The 25,708-nt window shown below is 63.6% G+C and carries 26 protein-coding genes and 1 tRNA gene; 10 read left to right on the top strand and 17 right to left on the bottom strand.

The window, feature by feature from the left end; translation table 11 throughout:
• Nucleotides 1–5: 5 nt before the first annotated feature.
• Together ACZY1I_RS03805 and ACZY1I_RS03800 are read right to left on the bottom strand one after the other, a co-directional pair.
• On the bottom strand, nucleotides 6–983 hold the full coding sequence (locus ACZY1I_RS03805; protein WP_463752917.1) for a sensor domain-containing diguanylate cyclase: 978 nt from the start codon (nucleotides 981–983) through the stop codon (nucleotides 6–8).
• 6 nt (nucleotides 984–989) lie between these two features.
• Complete coding sequence (locus ACZY1I_RS03800; protein WP_463752916.1) at nucleotides 990–1,751, bottom strand: GAF domain-containing protein; 762 nt, start codon at nucleotides 1,749–1,751, stop codon at nucleotides 990–992.
• A 338-nt stretch (nucleotides 1,752–2,089) separates the two neighbouring features.
• Here ACZY1I_RS03800 and ACZY1I_RS03795 point away from each other — a divergent pair, with 338 nt between their 5' ends.
• Together ACZY1I_RS03795 and ACZY1I_RS03790 are read left to right on the top strand one after the other, a co-directional pair.
• Nucleotides 2,090–2,509 carry a DUF4190 domain-containing protein gene (locus ACZY1I_RS03795; RefSeq protein ID WP_463752915.1) on the top strand — a complete coding sequence of 140 codons (420 nt, stop codon included), beginning with the start codon at nucleotides 2,090–2,092 and terminating at the stop codon, nucleotides 2,507–2,509.
• Nucleotides 2,510–2,627: 118 nt separating this feature from the next.
• Nucleotides 2,628–3,068, top strand: a complete 441-nt coding sequence (locus tag ACZY1I_RS03790; RefSeq protein WP_463752914.1) for a DUF6319 family protein — start codon at nucleotides 2,628–2,630, stop codon at nucleotides 3,066–3,068.
• Between the two features lie 68 nt (nucleotides 3,069–3,136).
• Here the strand turns inward: ACZY1I_RS03790 and ACZY1I_RS03785 are convergent, their stop codons facing one another.
• Entirely contained in the window at nucleotides 3,137–3,457 is a 321-nt protein-coding gene (locus ACZY1I_RS03785) for a DUF3349 domain-containing protein (protein ID WP_463752913.1), read from the bottom strand.
• Between the two features lie 145 nt (nucleotides 3,458–3,602).
• On the opposite strand from ACZY1I_RS03785, the gene phoU reads away from it, so the two are divergent.
• Nucleotides 3,603–4,250 (top strand): phosphate signaling complex protein PhoU, encoded by a 648-nt coding sequence (phoU, locus tag ACZY1I_RS03780; protein WP_463752912.1) that lies wholly within the window; start codon nucleotides 3,603–3,605, stop codon nucleotides 4,248–4,250.
• 5 nt (nucleotides 4,251–4,255) lie between these two features.
• Here phoU and ACZY1I_RS03775 read toward each other — a convergent pair whose 3' ends face one another.
• Nucleotides 4,256–4,717 (bottom strand): ATP-binding protein, encoded by a 462-nt coding sequence (locus ACZY1I_RS03775; RefSeq protein WP_463752911.1) that lies wholly within the window; start codon nucleotides 4,715–4,717, stop codon nucleotides 4,256–4,258.
• A gap of 145 nt (nucleotides 4,718–4,862) precedes the next feature.
• Here ACZY1I_RS03775 and ACZY1I_RS03770 point away from each other — a divergent pair, with 145 nt between their 5' ends.
• On the top strand, nucleotides 4,863–5,237 hold the full coding sequence (locus tag ACZY1I_RS03770; protein WP_463752910.1) for an STAS domain-containing protein: 375 nt from the start codon (nucleotides 4,863–4,865) through the stop codon (nucleotides 5,235–5,237).
• Here ACZY1I_RS03770 and ACZY1I_RS03765 read toward each other — a convergent pair.
• The 4 genes from ACZY1I_RS03765 to ACZY1I_RS03750 form a co-directional block, all read right to left on the bottom strand.
• On the bottom strand, nucleotides 5,234–6,019 hold the full coding sequence (locus ACZY1I_RS03765) for a SigB/SigF/SigG family RNA polymerase sigma factor (RefSeq protein ID WP_463752909.1): 786 nt from the start codon (nucleotides 6,017–6,019) through the stop codon (nucleotides 5,234–5,236). The two genes, ACZY1I_RS03770 and ACZY1I_RS03765, sit on opposite strands and share 4 nt — an antisense overlap.
• Nucleotides 6,020–6,163: 144 nt before the next feature.
• Nucleotides 6,164–6,724 carry an alpha/beta fold hydrolase gene (locus ACZY1I_RS03760; RefSeq protein ID WP_463753497.1) on the bottom strand — a complete coding sequence of 187 codons (561 nt, stop codon included), beginning with the start codon at nucleotides 6,722–6,724 and terminating at the stop codon, nucleotides 6,164–6,166.
• Nucleotides 6,725–6,733: 9 nt separating this feature from the next.
• Nucleotides 6,734–6,886, bottom strand: a complete 153-nt coding sequence (locus ACZY1I_RS03755; RefSeq protein WP_463752908.1) for an alpha/beta fold hydrolase — start codon at nucleotides 6,884–6,886, stop codon at nucleotides 6,734–6,736.
• A 117-nt stretch (nucleotides 6,887–7,003) separates the two neighbouring features.
• Entirely contained in the window at nucleotides 7,004–9,823 is a 2,820-nt protein-coding gene (locus ACZY1I_RS03750) for a helix-turn-helix transcriptional regulator (protein ID WP_463752907.1), read from the bottom strand.
• A gap of 333 nt (nucleotides 9,824–10,156) precedes the next feature.
• On the opposite strand from ACZY1I_RS03750, the gene ACZY1I_RS03745 reads away from it, so the two are divergent.
• Complete coding sequence (locus ACZY1I_RS03745; RefSeq protein WP_463752906.1) at nucleotides 10,157–11,044, top strand: alpha/beta fold hydrolase; 888 nt, start codon at nucleotides 10,157–10,159, stop codon at nucleotides 11,042–11,044.
• A gap of 29 nt (nucleotides 11,045–11,073) precedes the next feature.
• On the opposite strand, the gene ACZY1I_RS03740 is transcribed toward ACZY1I_RS03745, so the two are convergent.
• A complete protein-coding gene (locus ACZY1I_RS03740; protein WP_463752905.1) occupies nucleotides 11,074–11,223 on the bottom strand; it encodes a hypothetical protein in 150 nt (49 codons plus the stop codon).
• Between the two features lie 193 nt (nucleotides 11,224–11,416).
• On the opposite strand from ACZY1I_RS03740, the gene ACZY1I_RS03735 reads away from it, so the two are divergent.
• The gene (locus ACZY1I_RS03735; protein ID WP_463752904.1) at nucleotides 11,417–12,346 is read left to right on the top strand and encodes an SDR family NAD(P)-dependent oxidoreductase; all 930 of its coding nucleotides are present in this window, start codon (nucleotides 11,417–11,419) and stop codon (nucleotides 12,344–12,346) included.
• Nucleotides 12,347–12,582: 236 nt separating this feature from the next.
• On the opposite strand, the gene ACZY1I_RS03730 is transcribed toward ACZY1I_RS03735, so the two are convergent.
• Nucleotides 12,583–13,185 (bottom strand): TetR/AcrR family transcriptional regulator, encoded by a 603-nt coding sequence (locus tag ACZY1I_RS03730; RefSeq protein ID WP_463752903.1) that lies wholly within the window; start codon nucleotides 13,183–13,185, stop codon nucleotides 12,583–12,585.
• A gap of 210 nt (nucleotides 13,186–13,395) precedes the next feature.
• Between ACZY1I_RS03730 and ACZY1I_RS03725 the strand changes: the two genes are divergently transcribed.
• Nucleotides 13,396–14,121 carry a hypothetical protein gene (locus tag ACZY1I_RS03725; RefSeq protein ID WP_463752902.1) on the top strand — a complete coding sequence of 242 codons (726 nt, stop codon included), beginning with the start codon at nucleotides 13,396–13,398 and terminating at the stop codon, nucleotides 14,119–14,121.
• 551 nt (nucleotides 14,122–14,672) lie between these two features.
• Here the strand turns inward: ACZY1I_RS03725 and ACZY1I_RS03720 are convergent.
• Nucleotides 14,673–15,158, bottom strand: coding sequence for a hypothetical protein (locus ACZY1I_RS03720; protein ID WP_463752900.1), 486 nt, complete (start codon nucleotides 15,156–15,158; stop codon nucleotides 14,673–14,675).
• A gap of 184 nt (nucleotides 15,159–15,342) precedes the next feature.
• Here ACZY1I_RS03720 and ACZY1I_RS03715 point away from each other — a divergent pair, with 184 nt between their 5' ends.
• A complete protein-coding gene (locus ACZY1I_RS03715) occupies nucleotides 15,343–15,762 on the top strand; it encodes a hypothetical protein (RefSeq protein WP_463752899.1) in 420 nt (139 codons plus the stop codon).
• A 223-nt stretch (nucleotides 15,763–15,985) separates the two neighbouring features.
• On the opposite strand, the gene ACZY1I_RS03710 is transcribed toward ACZY1I_RS03715, so the two are convergent.
• The 3 genes from ACZY1I_RS03710 to ACZY1I_RS03700 all read right to left on the bottom strand — a co-directional run bounded on the left by ACZY1I_RS03710 (nucleotide 15,986) and on the right by ACZY1I_RS03700 (nucleotide 17,294).
• Nucleotides 15,986–16,059, bottom strand: a tRNA-Met gene (locus tag ACZY1I_RS03710).
• A 72-nt stretch (nucleotides 16,060–16,131) separates the two neighbouring features.
• Nucleotides 16,132–16,632: a Dps family protein gene (locus ACZY1I_RS03705; protein ID WP_463752898.1), complete on the bottom strand. Its 501-nt coding sequence runs from the start codon at nucleotides 16,630–16,632 to the stop codon at nucleotides 16,132–16,134.
• Between the two features lie 11 nt (nucleotides 16,633–16,643).
• Complete coding sequence (locus ACZY1I_RS03700) at nucleotides 16,644–17,294, bottom strand: HD domain-containing protein (RefSeq protein ID WP_463752897.1); 651 nt, start codon at nucleotides 17,292–17,294, stop codon at nucleotides 16,644–16,646.
• An 87-nt stretch (nucleotides 17,295–17,381) separates the two neighbouring features.
• Here ACZY1I_RS03700 and ACZY1I_RS03695 point away from each other — a divergent pair, with 87 nt between their 5' ends.
• Entirely contained in the window at nucleotides 17,382–18,371 is a 990-nt protein-coding gene (locus ACZY1I_RS03695) for a GlxA family transcriptional regulator (RefSeq protein ID WP_463752896.1), read from the top strand.
• A 70-nt stretch (nucleotides 18,372–18,441) separates the two neighbouring features.
• On the opposite strand, the gene ACZY1I_RS03690 is transcribed toward ACZY1I_RS03695, so the two are convergent.
• Both ACZY1I_RS03690 and ACZY1I_RS03685 read right to left on the bottom strand, forming a co-directional pair.
• Nucleotides 18,442–21,423 carry a UPF0182 family protein gene (locus ACZY1I_RS03690; RefSeq protein ID WP_463752895.1) on the bottom strand — a complete coding sequence of 994 codons (2,982 nt, stop codon included), beginning with the start codon at nucleotides 21,421–21,423 and terminating at the stop codon, nucleotides 18,442–18,444.
• A 57-nt stretch (nucleotides 21,424–21,480) separates the two neighbouring features.
• A complete protein-coding gene (locus ACZY1I_RS03685; protein ID WP_463752894.1) occupies nucleotides 21,481–22,503 on the bottom strand; it encodes a YlbL family protein in 1,023 nt (340 codons plus the stop codon).
• A 107-nt stretch (nucleotides 22,504–22,610) separates the two neighbouring features.
• Here ACZY1I_RS03685 and ACZY1I_RS03680 point away from each other — a divergent pair, with 107 nt between their 5' ends.
• Nucleotides 22,611–23,990, top strand: a complete 1,380-nt coding sequence (locus ACZY1I_RS03680) for a zinc-dependent metalloprotease (protein ID WP_463752893.1) — start codon at nucleotides 22,611–22,613, stop codon at nucleotides 23,988–23,990.
• Between the two features lie 17 nt (nucleotides 23,991–24,007).
• Here ACZY1I_RS03680 and ACZY1I_RS03675 read toward each other — a convergent pair whose 3' ends face one another.
• Nucleotides 24,008–25,621, bottom strand: coding sequence for a PE family protein (locus ACZY1I_RS03675; RefSeq protein WP_463752892.1), 1,614 nt, complete (start codon nucleotides 25,619–25,621; stop codon nucleotides 24,008–24,010).
• Between the last annotated feature and the right edge of the window lie 87 nt (nucleotides 25,622–25,708).

The raw sequence follows: 25,708 nt of genomic DNA, 5'->3' as shown, positions 1-25,708 counted from the left end.
CCGCGTTAACGGCGGTGCTGCTCCAGCCTCGGATCCGAATCCTGAGTCTGACGGCGCGGTAGTCGCGGCACCCTCTCCAACCAGGCCAGCTGGTCGCGGCCCCGGTCTTTGGCCTGGTAGAGGGCTCGATCGGCGCGAGCGACGGCGTCCGTGAGCGACTCGGGGGCCTCCCACGGGGTGAAGCCGATCGAGCAGGTCTGGTCTGAGGGAACACTCGCGCGAACCCGCTGCAAGATGCGTACGGCACCCTCGGGTGTGATGTCGGGCAGTGCCAAGATGAACTCCTCGCCGCCCCACCGGGCGAAGACATCGCAACGTCCCAGGACCGCGCGGACCGTGTCAGCAAATCCACGAAGCAGCACATCACCGGCGTGGTGGCCGTTGCGGTCGTTGTAGGCCTTGAACCGGTCGAGGTCGATCAGGGCAACGATCAACGAGCCTTTCAGGTCGCGGGCGTCGGCGATCAAAGCCGGCAGTTGGAGATCCCAGCCTCGGCGATTGAGTAAGCCGGTCAAGGGATCCGTCGATGCGGAGCGCTCCAGGTCGGCCTCAGCTGCTGCCGCGTCAGTGACGTCACGCAACTCCAACTGGACGGCAGCGGCACCTCGGTACTCGATCCGAGTGGCACTGACCTCGACGGTGCCGTGGGTGCCACCGATCTGCTGGATGGTGGTTCTGCGACCCCGTAGCGGAGGTCCCCCGTCCAGTACGCCGGCCAGCAATCCTCGACTTTGCGGTCCGGTGTTCATCAGCATGAAGTCGAGCGTCGGCCCGCTAGCGTCCTCAGCCGTGCAGTCGGCCCCGAACAAGGTGATGGCCTGCGGATTGAGGTAGGCCGCTCGCCCGTCGGCGCCGACGACGGCAACCGCGATCGGAGATTGCTCAACCAGCGCACGCCAGCGCTGCTCGGCCTCCTGATGAGCCGCTCGCGCGGCGGCAAGTTCGGTCACGTCGGTCGATACACCGCCGATCCCCAACACCATGCCCGCCTAGTTGATCAGCGGAAACTTGTTCGACCGATAGGTGTGGACCGAACCGTCTGCATGAATCAGGTCTTCGACGAAAACCTGAGGCTCACGCCTTTCAATGATACGTAGATCGTTGTGACGATACGTGTCAGCGAGTTCCAGCTCGAACAATTCATGGTCGGTACGGCCCAGCACGCCGCCCGGCAACTGAGTTACTTGTTCGAGAGCAGGATTTGTTATGACGAATCGACCGGAGAGGTCCTTGGCATAGATCAAGACATCGGTGTGTTCGAGGACAGCGTCGAGCAACCGCTGCTGTTCAAGCAACGCGGCATCGGCCTCCAGTCGAGCCGCCACCTCCAGCGCCAACAGTTTGGCTTGACGCCGCACTTCCAGTTGGCTCATGACCTGAGCGGCAAGCACTTCCAGGCAACGCCGCTGCGGGTCGGTCAGCCTCCGGGGTACGAGGTCGAGCACACACAACGTGCCCAAGGCGTGACCGTCGGCACTGATCAGCGGCGTTCCCGCATAGAAACGTAGGTAGGGCCGCCCCGCCACCCAGGGATTGGCGGCGAAACGCGAATCCAGCCGAGCATCGGGAATCTCGACAACTCCCGTGCTGCCAAGCAGGTCGGCGCAGAATGAATCCGCACGCGGAATGTGGGTCAACCCGTCCAGGCCGTGCCGAGACTTGAACCACTGCTGCTCGGCATCGATAAAGCCGACCAAGGCGATTGGCGTGCCACACACGTGCGCGGCCAACTCCGTCAAGTCATCGAACATCGGCTCTGGTTGCGTACCAACCACTTCGAACGAATCCAATGATGACAATCGATCGGTCTCGCCGTGTTTGCCATCGGCCCGCAGTACTACACCGGGCGGCTGAGAAGCCGACAGGCGAGCGTACTGATCCTCCGAGCGCACTACAGCAAACCTCCCGCCAACGTCCATGGACGTCAAGCACATAAGCGGGCCATACTCAGCTAGCCTCGCAAATCATAAGCGTCACATGCTTCGCAAAAGGGATAGCTTAGCGCTTTGCGGCTAGCGTTAGTGAGCTGTTAGCGAACCTGGTGTGTCAGGGTTTCCAGCCTTAACCCGCAACGACAGTCGGAGTGTTGATGACAGAGTTTCCGGACGCTCCGCCCCCTCCGTATCACGCGGGCCCCTATCCTGGTGCCCCGCAGCCTTATTGGGGATTCATGGGGGCAACGCGGACCCCTCCGAAGAACGGCCTCGGTGTTGCGTCACTCATCGTGGGCATCGTCGCCCTCGCAGTGAGCGTCACGCTGCTGGGTGGTGTCATCCTCGGCTTGGTTGCGTTGATCATCGGCCTGGCCGCGCGATCACGGGTCAAGCGCGGCGAAGCCACCAACGGTGGGGTCGCGGTGGCCGGCATTGTGCTCGGAACGATCGCTGCGGTCGTCCCGGTGCTCATCGTGCTAGTGCTGGCATTCGGCACCGAGGTGTTCAACGAGGACTACCAGCACTGCATCGGCTACCACCAAGGACACGAAGAGGCGTGTGAGCAATACCGCTGACCGAGAATCGAAGGGTGGCCGCGCGCCGAGTTGAGCTCGCCAATCGAACTTGTGTTCTAATGGCTCTCGCCGCAGCCCGCTCAACGCGGGCGATGTCGAGAAGGAGTTCTCCGCAGAGATGACCGTAGACACACTGACCGCAGAAGCGTTGTCCGCCGACTTGAACGCTCCCGATGACGTAGTTAGTGCTACGCCGTCAGGCAGTACGTCAGCTCAAAAGGCACCTGCCTCGGGCGCGGATGTGACAGCGAAGCCCGACAAGGCTCCCGCCAAGAAAGCTCTCGGAAAGAAGACCAAGACTCTCGAGTTGACCCTCACCGTCACCGGCACCGCCGACGGCGAATGGCGCGCCGAACTCAAGCAGGGCACCACCTACCTGGCGCGTAATCTCGCGATCGCGGCCGCCGCCGTTTCCCGCGCGGCCAAAGAGCTGCACGAAGATCTGTCCACGCCCATTGACGAGGTCATCGAAGAAGCCCGCTCTCAGCAAGCGGCCAGGGTCGCCGCACTAGAAGCCGAACTCGAAGCCGCCCGAAAGGCTCTCGCCGACCTGGACTGAGGCACGCCACGAGTGGTCGACCTTCTCCAGTTGGCCGACCACTCCGCAGCGTTCGGCGACGATCGGAATTACTTGGGACCGTTGCCCGGATCGCCGAAGTCGTCACTGATCGGCCAGCCGACCGCGTCCAGTCGTTGCTTCACCCGCTGTGTGTCTTCGGGCGAAGGCAATTCGTCGGTGAGTTTGGTGATGGCGACTCGCACATCGGTGCCGTCAGCCGGAACACTTTTGCCTGAGATCACTTGCGCGGCAACGGCGATGACATCGTCATCAGAGAGACGCCGGCGAAGAAGCGCCAGAAGAGGAACGTAGTCGCGCAATGGAACGCCTTCCGGATAGCCCGCTCGCAGGAAGCCGACAATCCGCGTCAACAAGCCAGATAGCGCCATCTCTGCCCTTCTTGGAACTTACTCAACAATAAGCTTCTCCGGCCCTGCTCCAGCCGGGAACCCCTTTCACCTATCAGCAAAACTCTGTTAACGATGCGTCCACCGGATAGGTTGCACCGGACATAGGGCCTTCTAGGCTGACGAGATGCGTACCGCGTTCCATGAGCAGCTTGATTCTCTGATCGAGACGCTGAGTCAGATGTGCTGGTTGGCAGGCGTAGCGATGGCGCAGGCTACCGAGGCGCTGTTGAATGCCGACTTACCGGTGGCCGAGCAGGTCATCGGCAACCACGAACGGTTGGCCGGCATGCAAACCGACGCGGAGGAGAAGGCTTTTGTACTCCTGGCGTTGCAGGCACCGGTGGCAGCCGATCTGAGGACAGTGGTCGGCTGCCTGCAAAATGTTGCCGACGCCGAAAGAATGGGCGGTCTGGCACTGCACGTCGCCAAGATCGCCCGGCGCCGACACCCAGCCGGCACCGTGCCCGAGGACATAAGAAGTTACTTCGCCGAAATGGGCAGAATCGCAGTAGAACTCGGCGAGAGTGCCAAAGATGTTGTGATCTCCCGTGATTCCGAACGAGCCGCGGAGATCAGTCGTGACGACGAACAAATGAATGACCTGCACCGGCAGTTGTTCAGCCTGTTAAGAGAAAAAGACTGGCAGCACGGCGTCTCCGCTGCTGTCGACGTCACACTGCTGGGCCGGTTTTATGAGCGCTTCGCTGACCACGCGGTCCAGATTGGGCGTCGAGTCATCTTCCAATCAACCGGAGAAACCCCCGCTGTGTGAAGGGCTCAACTCTTTTCGGGCCGCATGTCGTCGTGGCGGTGTTCTGCTGCGTCGAACCGCATCGTGATTTGGGTGCCGTGCGCCGACCCTGCGATGTCGACGTTATCGGCGAGTGCGTTGATCAGATGCAGGCCGCGTCCCCGCAACTGGGTTGGGGCGGGAGATGCGATCGAGGGTTCGATCCAGCGACCTTGATCGTTGACGGCTACGGTGAGCGATTCGCCGCGCAGCGTTGCCTGCAGTGACACCGGCATGGTGGGGTCGAAGCAGCTTCCGTGTTCCATTGCGTTGGTGACAGCTTCGCTAACGGCGAGCAGGATTTCTTGAGACCGATCCGGCTCCAAGGCAACGCTTTTGAGCCATTGCGCGAGTTGGTGCCGCGAGGTGACGACATGTTGTGGCGTGGCACTCCACTGGCCGGCAAATGTCGGTGGCCGCTCCTCGCGGATCGCGGCAATAGTGTCCATTGTTGACTCTTACCCCCGTGGCTTGCGTGCCCGGCGCGGGCGTGATCGCACTACGAGGCCCGGCGCTTCGCCAGTGGTGCGCCGATGACACGATAAAGCTGCATTGCCCCAGGCAGACGTACCAGGAGACACCCGGAGGTGAACAATGTCGCTAGATGATTTGATGGCCTTCTCGGTTGAGCACCACCACGGTGTGGCGGTAGTCAAGGTCGAGGGCGAAGTCGACACGAGCAACGCGTCGGTTCTGATGGCTTTTGTCGTCGACGTTCTTGCCGAGCGGCCGTCTGCGTTGATCATCGACCTGTCCGCGGTGCTGTTCCTCGGATCCGCGGGCATCGGAGTTTTGTTGCAGGCCAAGCACGACGTCCTCGGCTGGGCGGAATTCGCGGTGGTCGCAACGGGCCGGGTCACCCGCAGGCCGCTTGAAGCGACCGGGCTCCATGCAGAGCTTTCGGTCCACGACACGCTTGACGACGCGCTGGCCGCGATAGCGAGAGACAACAGGAGAAAGTCCTCCTAACCTGTTGCGGCGAGGTCGGATTTGCCAGCGCCTTCGCGCAACTTTGCCAGGGCTCTGGCGAGTAGACGTGAGACGTGCATTTGCGAGCAACCGATCCGCTCAGCGATGTCGCTTTGCGTCATCTCATCGAAGAAACGCAGCTTGATCACCGTTTGCTCACGCTCCGGCAGCGCCGCAATCAGAGGGCGGACGGTCTGCACACTGAGAACGTTGTCCAGTCCTGGATCCGGTGCCCCTATCGTGTCGGCGAACGACCCCGAGGTGTCGTCTTCTCCGCGAGGGACATCAATGGACAAGACCGAGTAGTTGCTCCCGGCGATCAGCGCATCCACCACCAGCGCGCGGTCGATTCCCAGGTATTCGGCGATTTCGGTGGCGTTGGGAGAGCGGTGAAGCACGCGCGAAAGCTCCTGGGTGGCCGCTTTCAACTGCGGGTGCAGCTCCTTGATCCGTCGCGGTACTTTGACCGCCCATCCGTGATCACGGAAGTGCCGACGAACTTCCCCCATGATCGTGGGAACAGCGAAAGACACGAATTCTGAACCGTTTTCGACGTCGAAGCGATTCACCGCATTGACCAAACCCACCCGAGCCACTTGAACAAGATCATCAAAGCCCTCGCCGCGGCCCTGAAACCGGCGCGCGATGTGGTCAGCGAGCGGTAGGCAGCGCTCGATGATCACATCGCGCTGCTGCCGGTAGGCGCCAGATTCGGGATCTAGCTCGTTCAACTGGTGAAACTTCGCCGTGACATCGGCGTACTCATCCGACGATTCCCTCATCGAGCCTCTTCTCTCCGGCTAACAGCTGGATCGACGGGCTCTTGACTGAACTCGACCCCCCCATTTACCCCCAAGACCATGAACGCAAACCCCGCGCCTGCAGCAGCGGACACTGCTCCCAGTCACAGCACCTTTCGGTACAAGTCATCCTCGTGGTGAGCTTCGGGGTTCACCGCGCCGCTGCCGCGCCTGGCCGGCCGTTGAGGTATGAGGCGGGGCGATCTTCGCGACGTCGGCCCGAAAGTCGGTGGTCCACGTGATCACCGCGGCCACCGATGCGTAGGCCGACCCCGAACACGCGACCTTCCATAAGCTTTCGATGATGTCGCCGCTGATGCGGGTATCGAGTGTCTCTTCGGTGTTATAGACGTCGGTGAGGAACTGGTGGAGGAACGCGTAGCGATCTTTGACCGCGGCGGCCAGGGCCGAGGCGAATAGCGCGCCGTCCAGACCGGCCGGGTTGGTGTCGGTTCGCAGCAGAAATGGCTCCAGGGCAGCCACGAGAACCGCCTTGTCGATCCTGGCTGACCCATAGGTTCCCAAATACCGACTTACCTCACCGGTGCCCATCGAGAATCCAGCCAGGACAACATCGGTCACGTCGCGGACCTCGATTAAAGTGTTGAGGTCCGCGGCGAAGGTGTCGTAGTCATAGCCGATGGTCGCTTGGCCGGAGCGGCCGAATCCGCGCCGGTCGTAGGTAATTACGCGGTATCAGGCGCCCAGTAATGCTGGGACTTGTTTCTCCCAGGTATGCCCGCCGAAGGGAAAGCCGTCGATCAGGACGACGGGCTGACCGTTGCCGTGGTCCTCGTAGTACAGGTCGATATCGGTGGTGTTCTCCACATCGACGGAGATGAAGGGCATGCGACCGCCTTTCAGCACGGTGAGGGGTTGCCGAGCAACCATGTCGTGTGCAAGGGAGTGGTTCGGCCAGCACAGCACGGCGCCACGACCGTCGAATCCGGGAAAAGCCCCAGTCGGTCACTCGAGCCAACGTGAGTTGGTACCCAGATGCCGCTCCGGGCCTTCAGAGAGCGCGGAGGCAAGTTGGCGGCGCGACGTCACGCCTAGTTTTCGGAACACTTTGCTGAGGTGGTATTCCACGGTGGACGTCGTGATGAACAGCCGACTGGCGATTTCAGCGTTGGTCGCGCCCTCGCCGGCTTGGCGTGCCACCTGAGCCTCCTGTGGTGTGAGGCCGAGCGGATGGTGTGCCTGCGGCGCGTCTACCGTGGCTTGGCCTGCGGCGCGCCGCTCGGCACTCGCGCGGCCGGCGAATGCGGCGGCTCCCATCGCGGTGAACATGTCATAGGCCGTGCGCAGTTGTACCTCCGCGTCGCGGCGACGTTTCTGACGGCGAAGCCACTCGCCGTAAAGCAGATGCGCACGCGCGAGTTCGGTGCGCACTGCGGTCGCCGCCAGCAGCCCGATGGCTTCCATATAGTAGGGCTCGGCGTCAGGGTCGGTAGTCATCAATGCCCGCGACCGAGCCAGCAGACCGAGGGCCCACGGAGTGGACGCGGCGGTGGCGCGTTCGGTCAGTCGCGACAGCGCGGCCTGGGCGGCGGCTCGGTCTCCCCCACGCACGCCGGCCTCTACGACCTCAGGCAGCACTCGGTTCCCGAAGCCCGGCGGGTCATCGTGGAATATCTGCAATCCCCATCCGAGCGCCTCTGGGTACCGACCTAGCCCGAGTTCCAAGACGGTCAGACCCATCAGCGCGAAGATCTCCAGAATCGAGGCGCCCTTCTGACGACCCCAGTCCGCGGTTGAGGACGCCACCTTGCGGCTCTCGCTTTCGCGGCCCTGCCATGCGCGTACTTCCAGTAGCACTCCGGTCGTCGCGGGAGGTGGCACTCCGATCAGCGCCGAGATCTCGGCCGCCTCGCTATAGCTGTTTTCGGCGTCGTTCATTTGCCCTGCCCAAGCCTGGCTCGTCGAGAGCCCCGCCAGGGTGATCCGCATCGCCCCCAGCGCCCCTTGGCGTCGCTCGATTGCTTGGGCGCGTTCGAACATCGCCCGTCGACCTTGTTCATCCCATACGTCGTCGGCGGCGAACCATCCCAGGATCGTCGACGGGATGTCGACGTGCGCTGCAGTCTCGTCGGTGAACATCATTGCCACCGCAGCCCGCAGCAATGGGACCGCTTTCGCATAATCGCTGGCGATTCGAGTTGCGAAACCGTCCAGAAGCAGGTCGTTGCCGGTGGGTGGCCGACAAGGGTCCCTGACGGCCCCCAGCACAGCGTGCGCCACCTCTTCCAGCGTCGTTCCCGCGGTGTATTGGCGGGCGACGATCGCGGCTTGCATGGCATCGAACAGAATTTGTCGGATCAGGGACACGTCGCCTGGTTCCACCCTCGTCGCCGCATCCAGCAGGATGGCGGGGGCGTCTTTGTGTCGTGAGAAGAACACCGAAATCGCTGCGCGCAGGCGTTGCACTGCCACGTGCATGCCGGCGTCGTCGAGTCCCGGAGTCGCCAAGTCCAGCAGGGCCTCGGCGAGAGGGCCGTCGCCGGCCGCGAGATGGGCCTGCGCGGCAGCGAGATACCGCAGCGCACGGTCTCGGGTATCGGGCGACAGCTCAGCGGCGCGCGTCAAGAAAGCAGCCTGCATGGTGTAGCCACCCCTGCGCTGAGCTCGCGCCGCCGAGGCCTGCAGGTCGGCCGCGATCGTCTCCTCCGGAGTCGTCACGGCGGCTGCCCGGTGCCAGGCTGCCCGGTCGTCATCACCGTCACGACGGGCCACCGAGGCCAGCGCGTCGTGAACGCGCTGAAGCTCCTCTGGTGTCGCTCCGTCATACACCGCCGAGCGGATGAGGGGATGACGGAAGGCGATGCGCGGCTCTAGCGACACGATCCCCTGCTGCACAGCCAGATTAGCCGCCGCCGCGGCTATGCCCAGCAGCGCAGCAGCTCGCCACAATATCGATGGCTCTTCGTCGCCGCCGGCAGCAGCGATCAGGAGAACGCTGCGCGCCTCCGGTGACAGGTTGGCGACCTGCGCCAGGAAGTGAACGTCTACCCGACGCCCGACCGGGAGGCGGCGCGGCAAAGGGAACCGGCCGGCCAGCTGCTCAGCGGTGAGTTCTCCGAGCAGCTCCAGCATTGCCAACGGGTTGCCGCCGGTTTCCTCGATCACGCGCGCTGACACTCGCGGATCCAGTGGTCCGGGCACGACCTCGGCGAGGATGGTGTGAGCTGCCGCGGGATCCAGTGCCGCGATCCGCCGCGTTGCCAGTCCGTCTAGCGTCGTGAGGTCTCCGGCGTGCTCGCGGGCGCTGAACACGAAGGCGATGGGGTCGGCATATAGGCGCCTGGCGATGAATCCGAGCACACTAAGTGATTCCTGGTCCAACCACTGGGCGTCGTCGACCAGGCAGACCACCGGGCCATCCGCGGCAACGTCAGACAGTAGCGCCAACGCGGCCAGGCTCAACAGGAATCGGTTCGGTGGCGGCCCGGCGCTGAGGCCGAACGTCACCTCCAGCGCATCGCGGTGCGGGCCAGCAAGCCGGTCGAGGCGATCGAGATAGGGCAGGACGAGTCGGTGCAGCGCAGCGAAGCCCAACCGCAACTCCGATTGCGTTCCGATAATCCAACGGATCGTCACCTCAACAGCGGTGTCCGCCATGTACTGCAATAGGCGGGTCTTGCCGACACCGGGTTCACCGACGAACACCAGCGAGCCGCTGAAGCCATTCCGGACATCAGTAGCGAGCCGCTCGAGCATCGCGCACTCCGCAGCCCGCCCTAGGAGGGCACGGGTCGCACCAGCACAGTCGTTCTGATCATCGTGCAATGTGTTACCCCATGCCTATCACCGGTGGAGACAGGCCACTCAACGGTGCGATTTGCTAAGAGATAGAGCCTAGATCTGACCAGTGCAGTCTGACAGCGATGCGCGGGCTTCGACTCCCTAAGACGTCCTGATGTCGCGCGGCAACGTTTGCGGGTCAAACGTCAGTCGGTCAAACGCCCATTCGTCTGACCACTGGGGTTCATCCTGGATTCGCGCCGGCGCGGTTCCGTGGTCGGCTTCAGGTGTCGGCGGCGGCGCCGACACGCTTACCAAGCAAGCCCACTGTCCTGCCGGCCGGACCACTTGGCGGCAGCTTCCGAATAGGTGACGTCCATGAGTGCTTTTGCCACCCGGTACAACACGGCCTCGATCGAGGGACTCGAGGTGTTCTACCGCGAAGCGGGCGATCCCAACCACCCCACGTTGCTACTGCTGCACGGCTTTCCGTCCAGCTCGCACATGTTTCGCAACCTGATCAACTCCCTGGCCGACGAATATCACCTGGTGGCTCCCGACCACATTGGCTTCGGCCGCTCGGCGATGCCGACTACGACTCAGTTCACCTACAGCTTTGACCGCCTCACCGAGATCACCGAGGGTTTGATCACGCACCTCGGACTGGACCGGTTCGCCCTATACATCCACGACTATGGCGCTCCGATCGGACTGCGGATCGCCAGCCGTCGTCCCGAACGCATTACCGCGTTGATCACGCAGAGCGGCAACGCGTACATGGAGGGGTTCACTCCGTTTTGGGACATTCTGTTCGCTCACGCGAAGGATCGCGCCGCCAATGAGGAATGCGCGCGTGAAAAGTTCACCCCCGAAACCACCCATTGGCAGTACACCCACGGCGTACCCACCGATCGGCTGGACCGGATCGCGCCCGAAACCTGGCAGCTCGACCAACTCGGCTTGGACCGCAAAGACAACGACGCCATCCAGTTGCAGCTGTTCTGGGACTACCAGTTCAACCTCGACGGCTACCCCGCGTTCCAGGAGTACTTCCGCACCCACCAACCGCCCCTGCTGGTCACCTGGGGCAAGAACGACGAAATCTTCGGCGCCCCTGGGGCGGAAGCGTTCCGCCGCGACTTCCCCAACGGAGAATTCCACCTTCTCGACGCTGGCCATTTCGCGCTGGAAACCCACGGCGAGGAGATCAGCGGGTACATTCGCGACTTTCTGCCGCGAGCGCTGGCCACCGCGACGGCGAACTGATCCGGCCGAGCCGTCTCCGCCGCGGAGGCCTACCAACTGGCCTGCCGCAGGACATCATCGTGCTTTACAGCGAAGACACCCTCAACGCAGAGGCGCTCGGGCGCACCGTTGCGGTCGTGGTGCGCGGCCAGGGTGAACTGCGCCGGCGGGGCCTGCTCGACGCCTACCGCACCGAACAAGGTGACGACCTGTCAGACATGTACGAATCAGGCAGGCTCGCAGTCGGCCATCTCGCGTCACCCGACTATGACCTCTACCTGCTCCGAAGGTCACCCGCGGGTCCCGCAACGGCGAAGATCTTCGGCATGGTGTTGGACACCGACAGCAACGAATTCACGGCACTAATCCCCACGACGGAGCGGAACTCAGCTAATGCAGAAGCTCACCACGCCGTTCGGATTCGAGTCGACGGCCGACGAGGTCATTTGTGGAGTCGACCTCACCGGCAAGCGGGCGGTGATCACCGGTGCCACAAGCGGATTGGGTGTGGAGACCGCGCGCGTATTGGCGGCGGCCGGCGCCGAGGTCGTGCTGGGGGTGCGCCGACTCGACGCGGGCCAGAGTGTCTCCGAAAAGCTGCGGCGCGCCACGGGAAATGACGCCATCGAGGCGCGTTTACTCGACCTGTCCGATCTCACATCGGTGTCCGCATTCGCGCGGGCGTGGACAGGTCCGCTGCACATCCTGGTCAACAATGCCGGAGTCATGGCGTTGCCCGAACTGCAGCGCAGTGACTTGGGGTGCGAAATGCAATTTGCAAGCAACTATCTTGGCCATTTCGCGCTCGCCGTTGAACTGCGGGAGCCTCTCGCCTCGGCTGGCGGCGCGCGCGTAGTGTCGGTCAGTTCCACGGGGCACCTGTTTTCGCCTGTGGTGTTCGACGACCTCCATTATCGATTTCGACCATACGATCCGATGACCGCTTACGGTCAGTCGAAGACCGCGACCGTACTGCTGGCTGTCGAAGTGACTGAACGGTGGGCCGATGACGGAATCGTCTCCAACGCACTGAATCCGGGCGCGATCGCCACCGGACTCCAGAAGCACACTGGCGGACTGCGCACTCCTGAGGAGTTCCAGAAAACCGTTGAACAAGGCGCCTCAACATCGGTGCTGCTGGCAGCATCGCCGCTCGTCGAAGGGATCGGCGGACGGTACTTCGAGAACAACAACGAAGCTGACGTTGTTACCGAACGCCCGCATAGCCTCGGCCGTACGAGCGGCGTCGCCAAGTACGCGCTCGACGGAGACAACGCGAATCGTTTATGGCGCGAGGCAACCTTCCTGACGAGCCCCGAATAGTCGTCCACGCCGAGACCCGCCGGTGACATACACAATGACCACGGGTTTGCACCGCGACGAGCAACATGCCTGTCCGTCGGAAGAGATTGGGCGAATCCGCTACAGCCTTGCAGCGCAGAGGGGCACTTCAATTCCTGAGCACCTTCATCTCTGCACGCCAGCGAGCTCAATGGATCGGCCCGGTGCGAACCGATGCTCAGAATCGCCGCTCGGCCCGGTTCAACGGAGCCGTTGGCTCAACGATGTTCATCGATCAGTTTCGCCACTGCTTTCTGGGCATTCATAGTGTCTAGCGGAGGCGAGGCGAACATCTCGGCGAGCATCATTGCTACTGGCGTCGTCCACAGCAGCATGCCCAGCGCAACGGAATATTCACGGTTGGTCTCAGTACTCAGTCGGGCATTCAGAGCCGCCAACGCCGCGCCGAGGCGTTCCAGGTGTTGCCCATCAAGCCCAGCGCGCAACTCCTTGGTCGAGATGAGAATCTCCAACCCGGCCATCGCTCTTGGGTTCGCGAAAGCCTCCCACGTCGCTCGCACCAACTCTTCGGTGTCCATGACCAACGCCGGATCAGACAACACCTCAAGCGATGCGACGAGGCGGTCAACGGCATCGTCTATCACCGCAGTCAGCAGACCATCCCGGTCCCCGAAGTGATGCTGAATGACACCCCAACTCATTCCGGCTCGTTCAATGATGTGCCGAGCACTCGCCGCCGAGAAGCCTTCCTCGCGAATGCACCGAATCGTCTCGTCGATCAGCAGTTCTCGGGTCCGGTCACCCCGCTGTTGCCGACCGGCAATCGGACGACGCGGAGCGGTGCGTCTGCCCGCAGTCACCGTCGCAATCCGCCCGGCTCGCCGCGTTGCCTCATCGAAATCAGCTTAAGACCTGCCCAACGTTCCCCGCTCGTCAGCACCGTACACGCTCACCTGCGCAATCGCGGCGAGCCGACCCTTGCCACAAAACATGGCGCGTGCCATGCTTTGGTCATGCAGCTAACCGTGCGCGACGAAAGTCGAACGCATGACTGAGACGATCAGCGAGCAGTGACGGCGAAGCAGGGACTTTCGTTTCTGCAGAAGTCGCTCTTCGGCGTCCTGGCGTTCTTCTTCGTCATCCATGCGGTGTTCTGGTACCTCGAATTTCATGCCGGGGTGTCTCACGTCGTCGCGTCCACTACGTTGGTCGCCTTGGTGGTGGGCTGTTTCGTGACGGCGCTTGCACTGCCGTGGCTACCGCTTCCCGGCCAACGTGACCGCACGCGGTCGGAACGACTGGGTTCGATGGTGATTGTCTGGGTCTTCATCGCCCTGATTCCACGGTTTATTTGGGAACTACCGTGGCTCTTGGCTTTTGACCAGATCAGAGACGGTGTGCACCATGGTGCGCTGTGGACCTACATGTGGTCGCCCATCCTGCTCGGAGGCGACTCCCGTTACCTCAACGGCGACCCGCTCATCGTCGTGCTCGAGTGGATCGCCTTCTTCGTAGGGCTCTTTGAGGCGTATGCAATGGTGCAGTTCTTCCGAAACGGTAAGCGGTTCAGCAGCACACAACTCTCCTTCATCATGGGCGGGATGATCGTCGAGGTGACGCTGCCGGCGGTCTACTTCGGGGTGGAGATCGCGAACAATCTGCACAGCATGACGAGCCCTGTCGAGATGTGGGTCAAGTTCGTCGTCCTGAACCTCCTGTGGTGCACCATGCCGTTCGTCACCTACTTCTGGGGCGTTCACAGACTGGCTCGCCAGGACCTCGCGGTGAAGTTCTAAGGACTTTGCTTGCCGGTGGCGGCTCGCCGCGCCCGCATCGACAAGAAATCAGCCACGCACATCGCAGTAGGTTGACTCTGGAACGATCTCAGGAATCTCAAGTGGGTGTCCGGCCTCAAGCCGCCCGATAAGACTGAGTAGACGGCGGAAGACGTCAACCTGCCGAACAGCATTGCGACAGCGCAATTTTCCTGCTGGCGACTACTGATCCGCGGCCAACGATGCGGTACGGTCCGCTCGCATTCGCTGATTTAGTCCGCGAATGGTCAGCATCGGCACAAAAGCACTGTGTCCCAACCATTTTGAAACCTCCATCTGGTGTTCGCCAGCGGACAAGTGGTCGCGCGTGTTTAGGCTGACGCAGGTCATGAATCGGACGTTGCCCAGCTTCAACACCCGACGCCGACACGCGGCGAATCGTAGGCGGTGATTTCTCTCGAAGCGACATGCCGTGTTGACGCCGGCCCAGAGTTAGACCAGTAGCGACGCTGACTGGAACCCGCCCGCCGCAGGCCGCTCAGACTTCAACCGGAGCCGAAAGTCTCCCAGGTTTACGCATTCGCCGCGTGAATGAGTGTCCGACCCGCTTGCTGCGCTCGGCGCGCCGCGTCTAGTCCCAGACCGACGAACAATGCGGCGCCCGCGCCTCCGCTGAGCACCGTCCACACCGAAATGCGACCACGCGCGCGCTCCACAACAGTGGAGACCACGTCCAAGGAATCGATCACAGCACCTGCCACCGCCACGTGGTAGACCTGCTCGTTCGAGGCGGTCAGCAGACTGGCGGCCAGAACAAGTTCACGTGAACCAAACAATCGGGTGATCCACCGGTTAGAGCGATCGGGATCAGCCCCGAAGGCACGTGCTGCGGTTACGGGAGCAATTAAGGAGATTGCACCAACGACTGCGCGCAGCGTTCCAAGCGTTGTCCGTGAAGAAATGTTGTTCATAGTGCGTGATACTGCATCACCGTCATCAGCAAAACGAGTCCAGCCACTGCCATCTACTGCCAAACACCCTTGCATCGGGTCCGCCATGGTCCGTTTGTGGTGCAGATCGGCGTGGGCGTCAGTCGGGGTTTCTCGTTTGGCGCAGGGGCAGCCTGCTTAGTCCTGGTTGGATGGCTTTGACGGCCACGTGGTAGCGCAGGCTTGCTCCATGCGTCCTCGAAACGGACGCTGCGGCGCAGCGGCCAACGCATCACAGGGAGGAGGGATTCGGATGGCTATAGAAACCCAAGCCGGCGTCGAACGCGTCATGCGGGACCGCGGCGTGGCGTTTCTCTATGAGTCCGTGGTGACCAAACAGTCCGATGGATCCTGGTTCGCCCGCAACCCCGGCGCCGACTGGTTGGTCATAGGCGGCGATGAGGAGCAGGCCCGCGCATTGCTACTCGCCGAGAATCTTCAGCACTACGGCACACCCAATGCCAACGCGTGGACCATCAACGCTGTACGCCAGCACATCGAACACGGCCCCATTGCCGGCGTTTGCGAAATCCCGAACGCTGATTTCGCGCGCATTCGCAACGCTGGTACAGCTGAAGAGAAGGCCGCCGCCCGGGAGGCGCTCAGGGCAGAGGCAGTCGATATCATTCATGATCGGAAACCGGGCAGTCGCACTGACCATTTCCGGCGATAGGGCGTTCGGCTAGCTCGCCGGGGCTGCCCGGAGAGCCATTGACGGCGGTGTCGGTGCGCCCTACCGCAGGTTCGCGTTCGGCCCTGGCAGTTCGCTCGCCGCAGCTCATCGACAATCGCGACGCCGTTCCACAAAATCGTTACCGACGCTAATGTTCCCAATAGTGTTCCCAACCGCATAGGAAATGGCCCCCAGGCTGTTGCCTGAGGGCCATTTCCGCTAGTAGCGGGGACAGGATTCGAACCTGCGACCTCTGGGTTATGAGCCCAGCGAGCTACCGAGCTGCTCCACCCCGCGTCGGTAAACGCAAGGTTACCCAACGTATGACTACCTATCCAAATCGCCAGGAAGAGCGGGAGTTTTTGCTGGTCAGGCTGTGCCGTTTTCCGACTTCAGCAGCCATGCCTGCTTCTCCAGATCGTCGATTATCGCGTGCACCACGTCCGCTGTCGTCGGGTCGGCGGCGTCGACGTCGTCGTGCACCGTGCGCAGGGTGTCCACGACGGCATAGATTCGGATCGCGATCATCTCGACCGCCTCAGAGCCGCTGCGCAGGCCCGGCGGAAAGGCCGGAACGGTGGTGGAAGCGACGACGGTGTCCGAACGCCCGTCGGGAACTGCATCCAGAGCACGCATCCGCTCGGCGATGGTGTCGCTGGCTTCGCGCGCGATGTCGACAAGGCTGTCAAGTTGCAGATGCAGATCGCGGAAGTTCGTTCCGACGACATTCCAATGCGCCTGCTTGCCCTGCAGATGCAGCTCGATCAGATCGACGAGCACCTTCTGCAGATTGTCGAACAGACCGGCCGGGGCCTGAAATGCTTTGATCTCGTTGGTTTTACGGCGAGTTGTGGCTACTGATGTGGTCATCTCTGCACCCCTCATTCGGGCCAGGAGTTGCCGCGGATGATGTCGACGAAGTTGTCGCGGACGAAATCCGGGTCGAAGTAGGCCAGCACGTCGTCATTGACCGTGCCGAACGTGCTCTGCGGACGGTGCTTCATGCCCTCGTTGAAGGCCGACAGGATGCGGTTCTTGAAGTCCGGACGCGGGTGGGCGGCGGTCACCGCGGCAAGAGCCTCGCTGGACAGATCGTCGCGCTCGATACCGAGCACGTCGGTTTCGACACCGGCTGTCACCAAAGCGATTTCGGGATCCAGGAACTCGGGAATGCCGGGCGTCGTGTGCAGTGCAATGCTCAGCCATACCTTCCTGGCGTCGGCCGCGTCATAACCCCGCTCCAGCAGGAAGTCACGCGCCGCGTTGGCGCCGTCGACCTCAAAACGTCCCTGGGAGGCGCGGTAGGGCGCGGTCAAACCGATGTCATGAAACATCGCGCCGACGTACAGCAACTCAAGGTCGGGCTGCAGGCCGCGGCGCTGCCCCTGCAGTGCACCGAAAAGGAATACCCGGCGCGAGTGGTTGAAGAGCAGTTCATCCTCTGCGCTGCGAATGAACTCCGTCACGTCGCGCACCAGAGCGGTGTCCGGGACGACGATGCCGGCGATGGTTTCGATCGATTGAGCGGTCATGATTTCGTCTCCTTGGGTGGGCCTGTGACTACTCTGCGCCGATCCAGGGGAACGGTGCTGATGAGTTCGGGCCGTCAATCCCACAAAATGCGACACGGTCCGCACAATGGACAGGTGGGTGAGCCTCGCGAAGTGGTGATCGTCGTCTTCGACGGCGTGAAACTGCTGGACGCAGCCGGTCCCGCCGAGGTATTCGCCGAGGCCAACCGATTCGGCGCGAACTATTCGCTGCAGATCGCATCGGTGGACGGAAACGACGTAATCACCACGATCGGAACGCGATTCGCTGTCACCACGCGCATCTCGTCGATTGAGTCCGCGGACACGGTTATGGTCGCCGGCGGCGATGTGCTCATTGGACGGCCGATCGACCCAGGACTCGTCGCGGCACTCAAGGCGGTGCCGGGCCACACGCATCGCCTGGCATCGGTCTGCACCGGTGCGTTCATTCTGGCGCAGGCGGGACTGCTCGACGGCCGGCGCGCCACCACGCACTGGCGCCACACCAGCCTGATGGCCCGAGCCTTCCCTGCGGTGCGCGTCGAGCCCGACGCGATCTTTGTGCGTGACGGCGACGTGTACACCTCCGCGGGTGTGTCGTCGGGCATCGACCTTGCGCTGGCCCTGGTCGAAATGGATTACGGGTCGGAGTTGGTTCGCGAGGTGGCGCGGTCGCTGGTGGTCTATCTCAAACGTGCGGGCGGGCAGTCGCAGTTCTCCGCTCTCGTTGAGGCGGATCCCCCGCCGGGCTCCGCACTGCGGGTGATTACGCAGGCGGTGACCGCTGAACCAGGCAGCGACCACAGCGTGGCCAAGCTCGCCGCCCGTGCATCGCTGAGCACGCGCCAGCTGACTCGGCTATTTCAGTCCGAGTTGGGTACGACGCCGGCACGCTACGTCGAAATGATCCGAGTCGACGTAGCGCGCGCGGCACTCGACGCCGGCCACAGCGTGGGTGACACCGCGCGACTGGCCGGCTTCGGGTCTCCCGAAACGCTGCGACGCGTGTTCCTCAATCACCTCGGCATCAGCCCCAGGGCCTACCGGGACCGGTTTCACACCACGTCCCGCAGTTGAGGGGAGCCGTAGGCCGGGCCGAGTGTCCCTGAAATGCCGGCGCTACCACGCCAGCTCGCGACGCGACAGGCTACTTGGTGTTGTTGAACTTGGTGATGGCCTCGTCGAGACGCTGCAGCGCAGACCCGTAACCGGCGAAGTCGCCCTTCTTCTGCGAATCGCGAGCTGCGGCAATGTCGGTCTGAATCTCTTGCAGCAGGGCGGCTTTAGCCGGCGATAAGGTCACCGAGCCATCGGGCGGCGGTGGCACCGCTGTCGGTGGCGGCGTCCCCGGTCCGGCGTTCGGATTCGGCGGTGGGTTAGCGGGCGGGTTCGGCGGCAACCCAGCATCGGTCGGTTGTATGCCCGTCGCCGCGGCACCGGCGCCCGGCCCGAACAACGCGGTCAGCGCGTCACCGACCGTAGGGCCGTATCCGATCTTGTCGTTGTACATCATCGCCACACGGATCAACCGTGGATACGAGGACGCAGCATCGCTGGCACCCGGCGACGCATAGACCGGTTCGACGTACAACAGTCCGCCTTGACCCACTGGAAGCGTCAGCAGATTGCCCCAGCGGATGCGGTTCTGGTTATCTCGCCCGATCACACCAAGGTCCTGGGAGACCGCCGGATCGGTGGTGATGGCGTTGTTGGCCAGCTTCGGGCCGTTCACCTGGCCAGGGATGGTCAACACCGTGATCTTGCCGTAGGTCGCGGGATCGGAACTGGCGCTGATGTAGGCGGCCAGATAATCCCGTTTGAACCGGTTCATCGCGCTGGTCAGCTGATACGAAGCCGAATTGTCGTTCTTGGCAATGTTTTTCGCGACGATGTAGTACGGCGGCTGATAACTGCTGGCGGTCGGATTCGGGTCCAGCGGCACGTCCCAGAAGTCCGAGGTGGAGAAGAACGTCACCGGGTCGTTGACGTGATACTTGGCCAGCAGCATGCGCTGCACCTTGAACAGATCCTCGGGATAGCGCAGATGCTCAGCGAGTTCAGGGCTGATATCGCTCTTGGGCTTGACCGTGCCGGGAAACACCGACATCCAGGCCTTCAGGACCGGGTCGTTCTCGTCCTGCTGGTACAACGAGACGGTGCCGTCGTAGGCGTCGACGGTGGCTTTCACCGAGTTGCGGATGTAGGAGACCTTCTTGTCCGGCGCCAGTCGGTTGAACGCCACCTCGGTGGAGTCCGCCGTCGCCGACGACAGCGACGTGAGTTCGGAGTACGGGTAGTTGTCCAACGTCGTGTAGCCGTCGATGATCCACACCAGTCGCTTGTTGACGATCGCCGGATACACCGAACTGTCGGTGGTAAGCCACGGCGCCACGGCCTCGACCCGCTGCGCCGGGTCACGGTTGAACAGGATCCTGCTGTTGGAGCCAATCACATTGGAGAACAGAAAGTTTCGCTCGGCGAACTTCGCCGCGAACACGCTGCGGGAAAGCCAGTCACCGATCGGGACACCGCCACCGCCGGTGTAGGTGTAGTTCTTGGTTTCGTTGCTGGTCTCGTAGTCGTACTCGCGATCGGCACCGGTCTTGCCGACGATCGCGTAGTCGGCAGCTGTGTTGGAGATGACCGGTCCGTAATAGACCCGCGGCTGATCCAGTGGCGCCGGCCCGTCGGACACGATGCTGCCGTTGGCGCCGACGACATTGGCCAAGAACTCCGGATATCCGCCGTTCTGGTTGGGGTCATTGGCGATGCCGCGCACCGTGTTCGCCGGCGACGCGATGAACCCATTGCCGTGCGTGTAGACGGTGTGGCGGTTGATCCAGTCGCGCTGGTTGTCGATCAACCGATCCGGGTTGAGTTCGCGTGCGGCGACCACGTAGTCGCGGAGATTGTTGTTCTTGTCCATGTAGCGGTCGATGGACAGCTGGTCGGGGAAGTAATAAAAGTTCTTGCCCTGCTGAAACTGGGTGAACGCCGGGCTGACGATGGTCGGGTCCAGCAGACGGATGTTCGAGGTTGTCGCCCGGTCGGTAGCCACCTGCTGCGCGGTCGTCTGACCGTCGCCGGTGTAGTTGCGATAGGTCACCGCATCCGGTGTCAGCCCATAGGCTTGGCGCGTCGCAGCGATACTTCGGCTGATGTATTCGCTTTCCTTCTGCGCGGCATTGGGTTTGACGCTGATCTGTTCGACGATCATCGGCCAGCCGGCACCCACGATCAGCGATGACAGCAGCAGCAGCACCAGACCGATGGCGGGAATCCGCAAGTCCTTCAAGGTGATCGCGGAGAACACCGCCACCGCGCAGATCAGCGCGATCGCCAGCAGGATCAGTTTGGCCGGAAGCACCGCGTTGATGTCGGTATAGCCGGCCCCGGTGAACGGTTTGCCGCCCCTGGTGTGCGACAGCAGTTCGTACCGATCCAGCCAGTAGGCAACGGCTTTGAGCAGCACCAGGGTTCCGACCAGGCTGATCAGCTGGACCCGCGCCGACCGGCTCAGCGCCCCGGCACGCCCGGAGAGTCGAATGCCGCCGAACAGGTAGTGCGACACCAGGTTCGCCACCGCCGCCAGGAAGATCGCGACGAACAGGAAGCTGAGCACGAGCCGGTAGAACGGCAACTCGAACGCGTAGAAGCCGAGGTCCTTACCGAACTGGGGATCCGTGATGCCGAAGTCGCCCCCGTGCAGGAACAGCTGAATCCGCACCCAGTAGCTTTGCGCGACCATGCCGGCCAACACACCGATCGCCACCGGGATTCCGATGCCCACCAGCCGCAGGCGCCCCATCACGATCGCGCGATACCGAGCCACCGGGTCGTTGTCGTTGTTCGGAACGAACACCGGGCGGGTGCGGTACGCCAGCGCGAGCCCGCCGAACACGATGCCGCCCACCAACACCCCGGCCACCAGGAACACCACGATGCGGGTGACGAGAACCGTGGTGAACACCGAGCGGTAGCCCAGTTCACCGAACCACAGCCAGTCGACGTAGGTGTCGATCAAGCGCGGACCCGCCAACAGCAACACGATCACGCTGATTGCGATAAGAATCAGAATCCGGCTGCGCCGAGTCAACTTCGGCATCCTTGCGGTGGGCCGCATTCCCACTGGCTACGCTCCCTGCTTCGTTTCCCCGACGGTCATAACTGTACGCATCCGGTCGGACTAGCAACTCGGAGTTTGCGCGCCATGTGTCATTGCGTGTAATGCGTCTACCGCTGAACCGATCGTGTCCACCTTCACCAGCTTCAATCCGGCTGGAATATCGGAGGCCGCCTCGTAGCAGTTCTTCGCGGGCACCAGGAACACCGTGGCACCGGCCGCGCGGGCGGCGGCCATCTTATGCGTGATTCCACCGATCGGCCCCACCTTGCCGTCGACGGAGATCGTCCCGGTGCCCGCGACGAAGGTGGAACCGGCCAGGTCGCCGGTGGTGAGCTTGTCGACGACGGCAAGGCTGAACATCAATCCGGCCGATGGCCCGCCGATATTGGCGAGGTTGAAGCCGACTGTGAACTGCGCCCAGGGCGCGTCCAGCACCGCGACGCCCATGAACCCATAGTCGCGATCCTTGTTGGTGCCCAACGTGATTTGCGCGACGCCGGCCGGCTCGTTCTTGCGGCGGTAGTCGATCGTGACGACCTGTCCCGGCTTTGTGTTCTTCAGCAACGAGGTGAATTGCTCCACGTTGGCCACCGGCGTCCGATCGACCGCGTCGATCGCATCACCGGCGTTCAGCTTGCCCGCGGACGGGCCGCCATCGGTGACCGTCGCGACGGTCACCGCTTCGGGGTATTTGAGGTATCCCAGCGCGGCGTACTCCGCGCTGTCCTCGGAGTTCTTGAAGTCGGCGTTGTTCGCCTTGTCGACTTCGTCGCGCGACCTGCCCGGGGGGTAGATCAAATCGCGCGGGACCAGTTGTTCGGAACCGGAGACCCACAGCGTGAGGGCTTCACCCAGGGTCAGATCGTCGCGTTGCGACACCGTCGTCATATTGAGGTGGCCCGACGTCGGGTGCGTCTGTGTTCCCTCGATCTGCACTACCTGCTTGCCGTCGACCTCACCAAGGGTGTCGAACGTCGGCCCGGGACCCAGTGACACAAACGGCACTGTCACCATCGTCAGCAGGACGCCGAACACCACGATCGGCACCAGCGCGACCATCAAGGTCAGAATCCGCCTGTTCACGCCGTTCACCCTAACCGGCCCCTCAGTCGTGGGGTCGCGGAGGAATTCAGCTACAAGCGTGACCGTGCCTCGCGCGTTCGGATTCGCTGGTGAGTACCGTTGACCCCATGGCTGACGTGCCTTTCGGCTTCTCCAGTGGAGACGACCCCGAACGCGACAAGCGCGGGAAGAACGACCCCGACTCCGGATCGGGCGCCAACCCGTTTGGCCAGTTCGGCTTTGGCGGCGGCGATTTCGATATGGCCAACCTCGGCCAATTGTTCACCAAGCTGGGTGAGATGTTCGGCGGTGTCGGCAGCGCGATGAGCGCGGGAAACAATGCCGGTCCGGTCAACTACGACCTCGCCCGACAGGTCGCGTCCAGCTCGATCGGATTCGTCGCGCCGATCCCGGCAGCTACGACTTCGGCGATTTCCGACGCGGTGCATCTGGCCGAGACCTGGCTGAATGGGGCGACGGCACTGCCGGCCGGCACCACCAAGGCGGTGGCCTGGAGCCCCTCCGATTGGGTCGACAACACGCTGCAGACCTGGAAGCGACTGTGCGACCCGATGGCCGAACAAATTTCGGCCGTGTGGGTGTCGTCGCTGCCGGAGGAAGCCAAGAGCATGGCCGGACCGCTGCTGCAGATGATGTCGCAGATGGGCGGCGTCGCCTTCGGCTCGCAGTTGGGACAGGCGCTGGGCCGGCTCTCCAAGGAAGTGCTGACGTCGACGGACATCGGCCTGCCGCTGGGGCCCAAGGGCGTCGCAGCGATCCAACCGGATGCGGTGGAGGCCTTCGCCAGCGGACTGGAACAGTCGCGCAGCGAGATAATGACATTCCTCGCTGCCCGGGAAGCGGCCCATCACCGCCTGTTCAGCCACGTGCCCTGGCTGTCCAGTCAGCTGATGGGGGCCGTCGAGGCGTACGCGAAGGGCATGCAGATCGACATGTCCGGGATCGAGGAATTGGCCCGGGATTTCAACCCGGCCTCGCTGGCCGACCCCGCCGCCATGGAGCAACTGCTGAGCCAAGGTGTGTTCGAACCGAAGGCGACGCCGGCGCAAACCCAGGCGCTGGAGCGGCTCGAGACGCTGCTCGCGCTGATCGAGGGCTGGGTCCAGACAGTGGTGACCGAGGCCTTGGGTGAGCGGCTTCCCGGTGAAGCGGCACTCAGTGAGACGCTGCGCCGCCGACGGGCCAGCGGCGGGCCGGCTGAACAGACCTTCACCACTTTGGTCGGCTTGGAGCTGCGTCCGCGCAAGCTTCGGGAGGCTGGCGCATTGTGGACCCGCCTGACCCAGGCCGCGGGTATGGACGAGCGTGACGCGGTCTGGCAACACCCGGACCTGCTGCCGGGTGCGGAGGATCTCGACGATCCAGCGGCGTTCATCGACCGGATCGTCGGCGGCGACACCAGCGGGATCGACCAGGCGATTTCCGATCTGGAAGCCGAACTCAACCGTGAGAGCCGCGACGATCCAGAATCCGGTGCCGGCGGATAACTGACCCGCCGGCAGGGTCACCCGTTGCCGGCTTTGCCACCCTGGCCGCCCTGGCCGGTAGCGCCAAAGCCGCTGCTTGAGCCACTTCCACCGCCACCGCCGCCGCCGACACCGCCGGTACCGCTCAGGCCGGCGGTCGCCGTGCCCATGTTCTGTACGTACGCGAAGCCGTTGCTGCCGGCCTGGCCCGCAGTGCCGCCCGGGCCGCCACCCATCAGGCCGCCGCCGTTCCCGCCTGTACCGCCCGTGCCGCCAGCAGCGCCGCCGCCGCCCCCGCCGCCGCCGCCGCCAGAGGCAAAGAGCCCGGTGGCATTGGCCCCGGCGGAGCCGCCGCCACCGCCCAGCCCTCCGCCGGTACCGACCCCGGTCAAGCCGCTGGGGGCGCCGGCCATCGTGGGTCCGACTATCGCGACGGTGCCGGCACCACCGCCGCCTCCTGGGCCCCCGTTCAAGCCGACGGCGCCACCCCCGCCGCCGCCCCCGCCACCAAGAAGATTATTTAGGCCACCTTTGCCGCCCCCGCCGGTGTCGGCGACAGCGCTCGCACTGCCGCCGCTCCCACCAGTGCCTCCGGTACCTCCATGCCCGCCGCCGGTGCTGTCGCCGCCTTCTCCGCCGCCGCCCCCTCCACCGCCGACTGCAGCGGCCGAGGTGGTGGCGACAGTGAGGCTCTGGCCGCCATTGCCGCCGGTACCCCCGTCGCCGCCGTTGGTGCCGACGCCGCCCGTGCCGCCATTGCCGCCATTGCCGCCGGCGGTGCTGAAGGCGCCGGGCGCATTGAGGCCAGCATTGCCGCCATTGCCGCCAACACCACCGGCACCGCCGTCGCCATTGACCCCGGCGTGGCCGCCAAACAGTCCCGCCAGGCCTTGGGCCTGGCCGCCCGGCCCGCCGTTGCCGCCAGTGCCACCGTTACCCCCGCTGCCCCCTTTAGCGTTGAAGGTGATGCTCCCGCCAGTCCCGCCGGTCCCGCCCACTCCTCCGTGACCGCCGATGCCGCCATTGCCGTAAATAAATCCGCCATTGCCGCCCGGGCCGCCATTGCCGGCAAGACCGCCGGCGCCGCCCGCACCGCCCATGGCGTTACCCGCGATGCCGGTAGCGCCGGCCCCGCCGGTCCCGCCTTGGCCGCCGTTGCCGAAAAGCCAGGCATTGCCGCCCCTGCCGCCGGGCTGCCCGGCCGCTCCGGACCCGCCGTGACCGCCATTGCCGAACAACAGCCCGCCCGGCCCGCCCGCCTGCCCAGTGCCAGGCACACCGTCGGTTCCGTTCCCGATCAGGGGCGTTCCGAACAACGCATTCGTCGGAGCATTGATCACTCCCAACACCGCCTGCTCGATGGTCTGCAAGTTGACCGCCTCCGCTGACGCGTAAGCGCCCCCGGCCGCGTGCAGGGCCTGCACGAACTCGCCATGGAATGCCGCCGCCCGCGCGCTGAGCGCCTGAAAGTTTTCGGCATGGCCGGAGAAGAGCCCCGCGATTGCCGTCGATACCTCATCAGCACCCGCAGCCAGCAACTGTGTCGTCGAGGCCGCGGCAGCATTGCGCGCCGTGCTGAGCGCCGACTCGATACTCGCCAGATCGGCGGCTGCCGCCGCCATCGTCGCTGGCAGCGCGGTTGCAAATGACATGTCTACGTACCTCCGGGCAGGTCACTGATTTGTCGCTAGCGTCTGGCTCTAGCAACGTAAAACAGGACGTTCGGCGAAGCACGAGTA

Source organism: Mycobacterium sp. IDUB_37 (assembly GCF_055419245.1).
Note: the sequence above shows the minus strand (reverse complement) of the source record. Positions and strands in the feature narration are given on the sequence as shown.